Origin of the sequence: Longicatena caecimuris (genome assembly GCF_018406465.1) — a bacterium.
Taxonomy (GTDB): Bacteria; Bacillota_I; Bacilli_A; order Erysipelotrichales; family Erysipelotrichaceae; genus Longicatena; species Longicatena caecimuris.
On the sequence record NZ_AP024510.1, the window covers coordinates 2525900 to 2538449 of the forward strand.

10 protein-coding genes are annotated in these 12550 nt (G+C 36.6%); all 10 read right to left on the minus strand.

The window, feature by feature from the left end; translation table 11 throughout:
• Window positions 1-4 precede the first annotated feature (4 nt).
• Window positions 5-937: a ketopantoate reductase family protein gene (locus tag KJS44_RS11690; RefSeq protein ID WP_008687017.1), complete on the minus strand. Its 933-nt coding sequence runs from the start codon at window positions 935-937 to the stop codon at window positions 5-7.
• A 13-nt stretch (window positions 938-950) separates the two neighbouring features.
• Window positions 951-2090, minus strand: coding sequence for an ATP-grasp domain-containing protein (locus tag KJS44_RS11695; RefSeq protein ID WP_008687015.1), 1140 nt, complete (start codon window positions 2088-2090; stop codon window positions 951-953).
• Window positions 2091-2096: 6 nt separating this feature from the next.
• Entirely contained in the window at window positions 2097-3230 is a 1134-nt protein-coding gene (gene rffA / locus KJS44_RS11700) for a dTDP-4-amino-4,6-dideoxygalactose transaminase (protein WP_008687014.1), read from the minus strand.
• A gap of 2 nt (window positions 3231-3232) precedes the next feature.
• Window positions 3233-4252, minus strand: coding sequence for a Gfo/Idh/MocA family protein (locus tag KJS44_RS11705; RefSeq protein ID WP_008687012.1), 1020 nt, complete (start codon window positions 4250-4252; stop codon window positions 3233-3235).
• A gap of 5 nt (window positions 4253-4257) precedes the next feature.
• Window positions 4258-5652 (minus strand): NDP-hexose 2,3-dehydratase family protein, encoded by a 1395-nt coding sequence (locus tag KJS44_RS11710; RefSeq protein ID WP_008687010.1) that lies wholly within the window; start codon window positions 5650-5652, stop codon window positions 4258-4260.
• 5 nt (window positions 5653-5657) lie between these two features.
• Window positions 5658-6542, minus strand: coding sequence for a glucose-1-phosphate thymidylyltransferase RfbA (rfbA, locus tag KJS44_RS11715; RefSeq protein WP_008687008.1), 885 nt, complete (start codon window positions 6540-6542; stop codon window positions 5658-5660).
• 6 nt (window positions 6543-6548) lie between these two features.
• Window positions 6549-7607 carry a dTDP-glucose 4,6-dehydratase gene (gene rfbB, locus KJS44_RS11720; RefSeq protein ID WP_008687006.1) on the minus strand — a complete coding sequence of 353 codons (1059 nt, stop codon included), beginning with the start codon at window positions 7605-7607 and terminating at the stop codon, window positions 6549-6551.
• 627 nt (window positions 7608-8234) lie between these two features.
• Window positions 8235-9971 (minus strand): hypothetical protein, encoded by a 1737-nt coding sequence (locus KJS44_RS11725; RefSeq protein ID WP_008687003.1) that lies wholly within the window; start codon window positions 9969-9971, stop codon window positions 8235-8237.
• A gap of 20 nt (window positions 9972-9991) precedes the next feature.
• Window positions 9992-11077, minus strand: coding sequence for a UDP-galactopyranose mutase (gene glf / locus KJS44_RS11730; RefSeq protein ID WP_008687001.1), 1086 nt, complete (start codon window positions 11075-11077; stop codon window positions 9992-9994).
• 12 nt (window positions 11078-11089) lie between these two features.
• Window positions 11090-12535: a flippase gene (locus KJS44_RS11735; RefSeq protein ID WP_008686999.1), complete on the minus strand. Its 1446-nt coding sequence runs from the start codon at window positions 12533-12535 to the stop codon at window positions 11090-11092.
• Window positions 12536-12550: the final 15 nt, after the last annotated feature.

Consider the following 12550-nt stretch of genomic DNA (forward strand, 5'->3'; position numbering starts at 1 on the left):
TATATCAGGCTCTTTCTACTGCATGTTCTGCTAAGTTAACTTGTTCACGTGCTTTTACGATATAATACAAGATTTCATTTACTGGTGTAGGCACTCCACACTCTTCTCCTAATTTAATAACGGTTCCACCAAAATAATCGATTTCTGTTTTTCTGCCAGCTTCTAAATCTTGTAACATAGATGTTTTCTTTTCTGGTGGATAGTTAATCAGCGTTGTAATCATATCTTCTTTATCCTTAGTTGTTAGATGAATTTCTTTTTTCTTTGCAATATCAACAATTTCTTGCATGGCACGATCTAAAGCGATTTGAATTTCTTTAAACTCGCCAAAATATTTGAATTTTGCTGAGGTTAACAAAGAAATCTGGTTGGCTCCGATATTAACCATCCATTTTCTCCACAACATCCGTTTCATATCTTCATATACATGATAATTGATATGGTTTGCTTCTAAAATATTGATAACTGTTTTTACATCTTCAGAAAAATGGATATTTTCTTCTTCTCCAAACTGAATCTCGCCCAACGTTTTAAATGTGATATTATCATCGGTACGATTTGCATCCGTACGCATGACGATACCATATAAAACCTTATTGTTTGGAAATGCCTCTTGTAAAGCATCTACTGCCGTAACGCCATTTAACAAGGATAAGATAATGGTATCCTCATCAATAACAGTTTTAATATCTTCAATTGCCGCATGCAAAGAATAGTTTTTAACTAAAACCATCAATAATTTAATTTTTCCATGATCTTCCTTGGTCGCAATATGTGGATGTAATACCTCATTATTAACGCGTATACCTTCTTTTTTCAAGCGCTCCGCACGTTTGCCGTTTGCCACAAAGGAAAACCTATGTACCCCATTTTTCATAAATACGCTGCCATAGGATGCGCCTACGGCACCAGCCCCGATAATTGCTACTTCTTCCATATCAATCTCTCCTTTAACCTAATATTTCATCTACGAATGCTTTATCTTTTGTCGTAAAGATATAAAAGCCAAATCTTGTTGAACTATCTACTACATCATGATTTCCGACTTCGGTGATTTCACTGACATACTGAAGTGTTTCCGGATGCTTTCGTTGTAGCTTTCTTAATGTATCAATATCATCATGATCAAAGATAAATTTAATACCGGCATATTCATCCTCTTTTTTCTTCTTTAATGTCGGTTTTTTACCGCAGGCAACCTCGATTACCATTTCTACAAAATCATATCCGGTTGACAAATAAACTAAATCAGAACCGATACAATCACCGCCCATACGAGAACCTATTTCAATAATTTTAATGGCCCCTTGATGATCAATCTTAAATTCACAATGAGAAGCCCCATTTTGAATATGAAGGGCATCCAATGCTTTAAATATTTCTTTTTGGTATGCCGTGATTTTGTCCATTGGAATATTTGAAGGTTCCACATGACCGGTTTCAATGAAATGAGGAGCACCCGACGTATATTTCTGCGTAAATGCCAAGAAGGTATGCTCTCCTTGATAAGAAATACATTCACAGCTATATTCCGGACCTTCAATGAATTCCTCTATGATGGCCTTTTTCTCGAATGCATATGCTGTTGCAATCTGAATTGCTTTATCTAAAGCTTCATAAGTTTCGATCTTGGTAATGCCTCGACTTCCTGAGCGATCTGTTGGCTTGACGATCAACGGAAACGTAAAAGATGAAAGTTGTTCTTTTTCAACATGTCCTTTTGTTTCAAGAAACTTTGGAACATCAATTCCATTCGCTAGAAAGGCTTTTCTCATTTCATATTTATTCGTACAAATCACATCAGATATTTCTGGATTTGTTGGAAGATGAAGAGAACGTGCCACATAATTTACCGTAAGTACCGCTAAATCAGAGCCGATAGATACAATTCCTTGCGGATTGATCTGTTTACATTGCTCTAATATAATTTCTTTTTCCGTGATGCTGATGGGATAAAAATAATCTGCAAAATCTTTACCGACAGCTCCTTCCGCCCATGCAAAGACATGCGTTTCATATCCCATCTCTTTGGCTTTTTTTATTAAGGGAAGCTGAAATTCACCAGCACCTATAATGACAAGCTTATCCATATAATATCATCCTTTTAATACTTCCTTGATCGAATCAACAACATACATTGCATCTTCGCTTGTCATATCCACATACAAAGGCAAGCGTAAGATACGTTTTGCTAAATCCTCTGTTACTGGAAGCATTTCCGGAGTATATCCTAATTTTAAACCATATGGTGCAGAATGAAGTGGCACATAACAAATGTAGCTTGCAATTCCTTTTTCCTTTAATTTATTGATCAGATGAGTACGTTTTTCTTCACTAGGCAATACGATACAGAACATATGTGCGTTATGTTCAATGTCTGCTGGTAAATATGGTCTACGCAAGTATCCCTTATCTTCTAAATCCTTTAAGCCGTTATAATACGTATTCCAAACATTCATACGTTTTTCAAATATCTCTTCATAACGATCCATTTGGGCAGATAATATCGCCGCCAGTACATCACTTGGCAAGAAAGATGAGCCAATATCATGCCATGTATATTTATCGACCAATCCTCTTAAGACATTGCGTCGGTTTGTTCCTTTTTCACGAATGATTTCGGCGCGTTCCATGTATTTATCTTCATTAACAACAATTGCGCCACCTTCTCCCATGACATAGTTTTTTGTTTCATGGAAACTGTAGCAGCCGAATTCTGTTAACGTACCTGCATATCTTCCTTTGTATGTAGAACCAACTGCCTGAGCAGCATCTTCAATAACAAATAATCCATATTTATTAGCGATTTCATTAATTTTATCCATTTCACAAGGGAAACCAGCATAATCCACCGCATAAATCGCTTTTGTTTTTGGTGTAATCAGACCTTCAATTAAATTCTCGTCAATATTAAAGGTATCTTCACGAATATCACAGAAAACCGGTTTCGCTCCTCTTAACAGAAAAGCGTTGACGGTTGATGAAAAGGTAAAGGATGGTGTAATGACTTCATCACCCGGCTCGAGATTAATTAAAATAGATGCCATTTCCAAAGCGGTTGTCCCAGAGGTCGTCAACAGCATATTTTTAATACCAAAGCGTTCTTCAAACTGCTGATATATCTTCGTTGTAAACTTACCATCTCCCGATAAGATGTTTGTGCCATCCATAGCCTCCAAGACGTTGTGTTTTTCTTTTTCCGTAATTGATGGTTTATTAAATTTTATCATACTTACTTCCTCCCAGCTAATTCTCTAGCCTTATCTACCATATCGGCTTGTACTTTAATTTCCCCATAAATGCGTTCTCGTGTTGCTGCATCATGTACAGCCTCATAAAACATTCGGATAGATTTCCTAAAATGTGAATCTGCTTGTAGCTTTATATCACTTACTTCGTTGTTATGCAAAACATGCAAAGTCGGACATAAGTTATCCGGTGCCGTAAAGATGCGATCCGTACTTAAGATGCCCTGACTGCCCCAGATGGATAATTTACATTGGTATTCACAATCCATGCCGAATTCCCCAAGAAACACTTCATCCTTTTCATTTTTAAACATATAGGAGCCATACATGTCAACACCAAACTCATCATAATCTTTCATGACACAGGACAGCATCTCTATGTTTTCGCCCAATAGTTTTGTAGCCAGTTTAATCACATAACCGCCGGCATCTAACAAGGCGCCTCCACCCAGTGCCTTATTGTAACGAAAATCATTCGCCGGACGCATTGGGAATCCAAAACGGGCATGATAAGAATGAACCTTTCCAATGGTGCCTTTCTTTAGCTGTTCTTTCACATCTTCGATTTGCTGATGATATTGAAACATATAGTTTTCATGTAACGCCAGTTTTTTCGCTTGCGCCAATGTGATGAGTTCCATACTGTCCTTATAACAAATCGTAGATGGTTTCTCAACAAACACATGCTTTCCATGTTCTAAAGCCAATTTTGCCCAACGATAATGCAATGCCGGTGGTAATGGCAAATAAACAGCATCAATATCATCTGCACAAATGACTTCATGATAGCTCTTATAAACTTTTCCGCCATAGCTTTCCACAAATGTTTCCGCTTTTTTAAATTCGTTGGCAATCACCTCATCAGCAACCTCGCCATCCCATTCAGAAGGATCAGCGACAGCGACACCCATGTAAGTAAAGCCATCTTCTTTCTGCAAAGAAGGCAGAAATCTTCGAAATGCAATTTCCGATGGACAGATAATACCAATTCTAATATTTTTCATGCGTCTTATACCTCCAATAGTGATAGCAAATTACGTAATTGAATATTCAAGCAATTATTGACTTGGACTAATGTATTCAGCGTCTTATAATCAACCCAGAAATAGCCATCCTGCTCATTTGCGATAACATCTTCTTTATTTATTTCGATGATAACGTTTCGATTCTGCTCATGGTAGAAACGCCCGCCTTCTTCTGATAAAAGAACATCATGTAAAACGTGTTTTTGTTCCTTCATCTTTTGCATGAACACTGTGCCCACCTGATCATAAGGGCCATGCAGGTGTGATGGTTCTAATTGCAGCGTTGGTCCTAATTCAATCAGATCAAAACAGCCAATTTCTTTTTTCGCCTTGATCAAAAACTTACGCACGCCGTTTTCAATACAGGTAAACATACCGAATAAGGCAATGCCGGTAGCTTCAAATAAGGGTTGTGTCCAGCGCGTTACTTCTCTTCCTTCAATCATGATATCACAGAAGATCACCTTGAAATCATGTGCCTTTTTACAAACGATTTCATTGTTTTTTTCTTCCCAGCTGCTTAATGCGGATAATGGTACCAACGCATCTGTTGTTTCTTCAAACATCTTCACATTATTTATGTATTGATAAATTCTTGGAATCATGGCTTCCCCATGCGTATCAAATACCGAAGCAACCAGTGCGGCATCGTTAGCTGCATGTTTCATCTTGCTCAGTGTCTCGCGATCTAAGGTATGCGCATAGTATGGAATACAGGATAGAACGGTTCTTGTATCCATATTGACAATGTTATCCCGTCTCATTAAGCGTTTGATTTGCCCTAATGTCATCCATTTGAAATTCTTTTCTAACGGAATGTCTTCATCAACCTTGATGATAATGTTGCGATTGCGCTTTTTATAAAATCTTGACGACTGCTCGGATTGGATTTGATCTACAATGATTTCATAGTCTGCGGCATTAATAAAATAATCAAGATATTTTGGTTTCTTTCCGCCATGCTTCTGCGTAAAATTACTCTTGGTCGCCTGTATCGTTGGAGAAAGCTGTATCTTATTAAGATTGCCGGGCTCTATTTTGGCCTGCATCAGAAAATGCATGACACCATCGATTTCTTTACATATAATACCTAAATAACCGATTTCATTTTGCAAAATGACCGGCTGTTCTAACACAACCGTGTTTCCGCTTTTTCTTTGAAACCCCTTAATCGCAAAAAAACTGCGATTCTTGTTTCTGATTTCCCCCGCATCTTCATCATAAAACCAAAAATCACTTTGTTTTAATGCTATTTTATGTATGTCAACTTTTGTATTGTTATTCAATTCTGCTATCCAGGCATCTATCTCATTATTATCAGAAACATTACCTTCTACCTGTAGCCAGGAATGGAATAATGCATAAAATAAATTACTCATAGATTTCAGCCCCTCGCTACGGTTGCATCTTCTTCCGCAAGACGCTGTAAGTATTTTCCATATTCTGTCTTATAAAATTCTTCAGCTAATGCTAATAGCTGCATCTTATCAATAAATCCTTTAACATATGCGATTTCTTCAATACAGGAAACATATAACCCCTGACGCTTTTGAATAGAAGCGACATATTCAGACGCTTCCATAAGCGAATCATGGCTTCCTGTATCAAGCCAAGCAAAACCACGCCCTAAGATTTTCACATTCAATCTTCCCTCACGCAAATAATGATTATTGATTGAGGTTATCTCAATTTCACCGCGTGCAGACGGTTTTACCTTTTTGGCTATTTCAACTACATCATTATCATAGAAATATAATCCTGGAACAGCATAGTTGGATTTCGGGTGTTCCGGTTTCTCTTCCAGGGTCAAAACCTTTCCTTCTTTATCAAACGTAACTACACCATATTCTCGAGGATCTCGAACATAATATCCAAAAATTGTTGCCCCTTCTTGTTCTACTGCTTTCTTTAACACATTGGAAAAATGTCTTCCATAGAAGATATTATCACCAAGCACCAAAGCCACACGATCCTTACCGATAAAAGATTCTCCTATAATAAAGGCTTCAGCTAAACCTCTTGGCTCTGCCTGAATGGCATATTCAAGGCGTAATCCCAGCTGACTTCCATCACCTAACAGTTCCTTGAAAACTTCAATATCTCTAGGTGTTGAAATAATTAATATTTCACGAATATTCGCTAACATGAGTGTCGATAAAGGATAGTAAATCATCGGTTTATCATACACCGGTAGAATTTGTTTTGATACAGCTTTCGTTAATGGATACAGTCTAGTACCTGAACCGCCTGCTAAAATTATTCCCTTCATATGTCATTACCGCCCTTCATACATTGTTTTATAATATTCCTGATATTGACCGCTTGTAATATGTTCAATCCATTCCTTATGCTCGTTATACCATGCCAATGTCAGTTTAATGCCATCCTCGAACTTCGTCTCTGGATACCAGCCAAGCTCTTCGCTAATTTTATGAGGGTCGATGCCATAGCGTTTATCATGCCCTTTTCGATCTGTCACATAGGTAATCATATGTTCGCCGACAGTAGCATCAATATGTTCTTTCACATAGTTAATAATCGTCTTAACAATAAAGATATTGGTTCGCTCATTATGACCGCCAATGTTGTAAACTTCACCTAAACGGCCACTGTTAATGACCATATCGATACCTTTGCAATGATCTTCTACATATAACCAGTCACGAATATTCATACCATCGCCATATACCGGTAAATTCTTATGTTCTAATGTATTATTGAAAACAAGTGGTATTAATTTCTCAGGGAACTGGTATGGCCCGTAATTGTTACTGCAACGTGTGATATTGATAGGAAATTTATAAGTATCGGCAAATGCTTTTACAAATAAGTCCGCACTCGCCTTAGAAGCGCTGTAGGGACTATGCGGACAAATTGGTGTTTCTTCCGTAAAATATCCTTCATCTCCCAAAGAACCATAAACCTCATCTGTGGATACCTGCAAATACTTCACCCCGTCTTTATAAGTATCATCGCCAATCTCCCAATATTTTTTGGCAATCTTTAATAAATTCACGGTTCCGTTTACATTTGTTTCCACAAAAATTTCCGGATGCAGAATACTGCGATCCACATGACTTTCCGCCGCAAAATTGACAACATAGTCAATATCATACGTTTCAAATAACTGTGTGATCTTTGCTTCATCGCAAATATCCGCTTGTACAAAGATATGACGTTCATCCTCTTCGATTTGTTTTAAATTTTCCAAATTTCCTGCATATGTTAATTTATCAACATTGATAATTTTAATATCATCATATTTATTTAATAAATAATAAACAAAATTACTCCCAATAAAACCTGCTCCGCCTGTTACTAAGTATGTTTTCATTTCATATCCTCTCCAATAATTAAATTTGCTTATTGCTATATAATTCTACTCTGTTATACAATAAAATTCAATCCCCTCTGCCCATAATACTTACTTTTTTATTTCTTATAGTACAGCTTTCGCCAATTGCTCTATCATGCATCATCGCTTGATACACACCAGTAAAAATGGTCGTTTGCATAGTCGCCAACTATTTCATGACATGTTCACTGGTGGCTTTTCTCATATGGACAAAGAATCAAAGCAACCTGGTATCGTAGCCTATATGTAACAATGTATACGATTTTATATAGCTTTAAAACTATAGAAAAACAACTTAAAAAGTAAGAAAAAACACCAAATCATGGAAATTTGGCGTTTATTTATAATCGTATACTTTATTAAACAAGAAAATATAAGTAATCTTAACCAGATGCTTCAAATTACATATACATTTATAACGCGAATTTTCTTTTCCGTCAACCTCAATTGGTAATATTTACCGTTTATAAAGTACTATAATTTCATACCATCTAAAATAAGCAATATTGAATTATACAAAAAAATGCTAAAAAAAGAATCACCCCTTCGTCAGATGATTCTAAATTGTATAGAAAATCCCTTTTTCAGGTAAGTACAGTACAACTTTTAATTTGCTTCGATTTTCCAAATTTGATAGCCATCAATTACAGCATATTGCGTCAATCGAGCAGTGGCATCGTAATGTTCCTTTATGAAGTTTAACATTTCTTCCTGATAAATATTCTCAATTAAATAGACATCTTTATCCAATAATTCTTCCATCGTACCTTTTAATTTATGTTCTTGCAGCCACTGCATCCGGCTTGGATGAAAACTATCAACACCAGCCAGATAGATCGCATTGTTAAACATGTTCGGTTCCATCACGAAGCGTGGATCATAATTCAAATACATTGTCTGTATTGTCGTTTGAAATCCTAAATAGTATATACGGTTAGGATGCTGCTGCATTTCTTGTAGTATTCCTTCTTGACGATTATCAATGAAGGAAGCACGATATTTTCCGACATGATTTTCCCAGGAATTAAACATCACGGCAAAATTTTGATGAGTATTAGGAAGAAAACTTGGAATATGCATCAATAGTAAAATAACGATGCCTGCCGGAAGGAAACGTTCTAATGGATAGGTGTGTTCCTGTGTTAAAAAATGATCATAGCACAAAATGCTGATAGCCAGGGATAAGAAGATGGAGTATTCCACCCGATACACCACACGCCCTTGATAGAAGATATAAATAAGCAAAACACCGGTTACTAAAACATTAGCAAAGATAAGCAGAAAAGAACGCGACTTTTTTATGAATACGGCAAGTCCGATAGCCAGACAGCCTAAGACACTGATGTACTTATCATATCTTTGTTTTAACATATTGTATCCGATACGTAAAATGTTTGGTGTATCCTGCAGGCGATGCGCTGCTATGATTTCACTCACTTGTTTCACATAGTCTGCATCATAGATTTGGGTATCGCCATAACCAAAATGAGCAAGATTATAAAAATCATTTTCAGATACCCCAATTGCGGATAAGTCATCTTTCAGATTCTGATAGCCATCCACGGGATAATCGGTGATGATTGCTCTGGCCTCATTGTATTCTTTATATGCTGCATAGTCAGGATGCATACTGGTAAATACTTTACTGCTGCCATAAACAAATGCATAACAGATGCCAAGTGTGCACGCAAAGATAAAAAGAGGTTTTATCATTACTTTATAAGAACATTGGTTTTGTTTAAGATGGCGTAAAAATAACAAACAACATGTCAAAAACAGAAAGGCTACTGTAATATAAAAGCATTTATTGCGTATCATAGTGCCTATCAATACATAACAAGCTCCTAGAAGTAAACGTTTATACGATATATTTTTTTGTACGATTGCCGTAATCAAAAAGAAACATCCACATCCAATTGTCACCGTTGCTGTCTTTGTAAACTGCATGAGTTGATAAAGATCATTACTGAAAAAGCCAATAAACAACACTGCCAGCAACAGTGTGAACGAAGTTCTTTTCTTCTTCAAGATCAAATAAGTGATCCCCGTCAGTGACAGAAAGATCATTGCAACCTGGAAATAAAAATACCAGTTTAGGGAAGCATGCAACTTATATAATGTTGATAAAAATAAACCAATCAATGGATTCATAAACATTATATAAGGAGACGGTGTACCTGTATATGCGCCAGAGACCATGACTTCCATCATAAAGTCATCACTAACTTCATACTTCATAGTACCACTGATCAGATAACAGATCAGAAAAAGCGCATTGATAAGGAAAGCCAATTGAAAAGGAGTGATGTTTGCAAAATATGATGTTATTTTCTTTTTCTTCATATGCCATCCCTCCTCTTTTTTTATAAGTTTTCTGCTAATTTCAACGCTTTTTCCACAACGGCATCCATATTATAGTATTTGTACTCTGCTAAGCGACCGACAAATACTACATTTTTTTCTTTTTTCATCAAAGCTTCATACTGCTGATACTTCGCTAACCATTCTTTGGTTGGATAAGGATAATAAGGCTCATCTTTAAAGCATGGGTACTCTTTCATGATAGTCGTTTTCGCATGCGTTTGACCGGTTAATTTTTTAAACTCGGTAATACGGGTAAACGCATAATCGTTTGGATAATTAATGACAGCTGCTTCTTGATAAGAAGCTACATCTAAGGTTTCCATTTTAAAATCGATGCTTCGATATTTTAATTTCCCATATTTATATTGATAAAACGCATCAACTGGTCCGGTATAGATCAGTGTGTCGTAGGTGATCCCATCCAAGACATCACGATAATCGGTATTCAACAGAATATGGATGTGTTTGCTTTTCAGCATGTTCTCACACATCTTTGTATACCCCAGTCGCGGCATCCCTTGATATTGATCGGCAAAGTAACGCGTATCACGGTTAAAACGTAAAGGGATTCGGCTGATTACGGAAGTATCCAGCTCACTGGGATCTGTCCCCCACTGTTTGATTGTATAATTTTTAAAGAATTTTTCATAAATATCGCGTCCAACTTTATCCAAGGCAACATCTTCACTGGTCTCAATCTTCGTGCGTTTTTCTCTCTGCTGTTCGATGAATTGTGCAAATTCAAAAACAGATAAATGTAAGTTATATAAACTATTAATCGTTTCCACACCAATCGGCATTGGCAATAAGCGGCCATCAACAAAGGATAACACATGGTGTTGATACTGAATCCACTCGGTAAAGTTACTTAAATAGTCAAATACTTCTTTATTATTCGTATGGAAAATATGTGGCCCATAGTTGTGGATCAGTATGCCATCTTCATTGTAACTGTCATAGACGTTACCTCCGATGTGATTGCGTTTTTCAATCAATAAAATATTTTTTTGATGACGTGCGGCCAAGCGCTCGGCCATCGTGATCCCTGCCAGTCCTGCACCGACAATCACATATGAATAGTTCATGGTCTTCCTCCTTTAGCTGCTTTTTACACGCAGCTTATCTTTTACTGTTTGCATGATGGTGTAAATATATTTATCTTTTAATATGAAAAGTATAACAAAATAAATAACGACACCTACGCTAATGATGAAAAGGGTATGCATGATACTTGGGGTTAAAAATACACTTAACCCGTATACAACACCAAACATACAGGCTCCTACAAGCAGATAATGTCTGTTTTCTTTCCATACTTTTTTAATATCAATATCCTCACGCACACAATATAATTGAAAAGCAGTAACCGATGCTTCGGCTATCACAGAAGCGATGGTTGCCCCCATGGAAAGTAATCCTGGAATTAGTAAGAGATTACATATTAAATTGACGATAGAGCCCATGATGGTTGATAAGGTATAGGCTTTTTGTCTTCTGGTAGGCAATAGGAATTGAATACCGATCACATTACTGATACCGATAAAGACAATGATAGGTGCCGTCATCATCACCAATGGTATACTTGCCATAAATTTCTCACTGAGAAACCAAGGGACAAGATTAGGTGCGATGCCCATGATGCCGAACATAATCGGTACCGCAATCATCATGACAAAATGCAAGGATTGATAAATGTATTCTTTAATCTTATGCATATCATGATCCGCAAACAGATTGGATATCCGCGGCAGCATCACTGTTCCTAAGGAAGTGACAATCGTCAGTGCTAATTTTACAATTTTTTGTGCTTGTTCATAATATCCGATTTCTTCGGTATTGCCCGTTAACACCTCAATCATCGTGCGATCCAATACCGTATAAATGGAAACGGCAATTTGGGGAAAAAACAGAATCAGTGTTGGTTTTACATGTTTCCCTATTTCTAACTTCACATGATCAAGTTTAACTATGTAGTTGGGCAATGCAATCCACATGCTTAGATTACCGAAGAGAAGGGATAAGGATTGAATCAAAATATACAACGGCAGGTCTTGAGGCGACTTTATGAAAGCAAACACACATATGATGCTGATAAAGCGCACCGTAATATTTCTTGCGATAATTTTCTTAAAGTTTTCTAATCCCTGATAAAAATAATTAATATCAAACACATTTGCAAATATATCAATCATCTGAATATAGAATAAGGAACGATATTCATCAAAGGTTTGGAAAACGATGAAATAGATGCCTAAACTAAGCGCAATACTAATCACCTTTAACAGGATCAATTCATATAAAATCTTTGTTCTTTGCAGCGCATCATTTTGATGGTAAGCAATCTCTCGTTGCCCATACAATCCTAAACCGATACATCCTAATAAAGTGAAGTAAGTAACGATGGATTGTGTGAAGCTGTAAGTACCAATCGCCTTGGCACCTAATACCCTTGATATATAGGGTGTCGTAATAAGCGGAAGGGCTATGAGTAACAGCTGATAACCTAAATTGAAGATATAATTCATTTTTACACTTTTCTTCATAAGTTATCTCCTTTT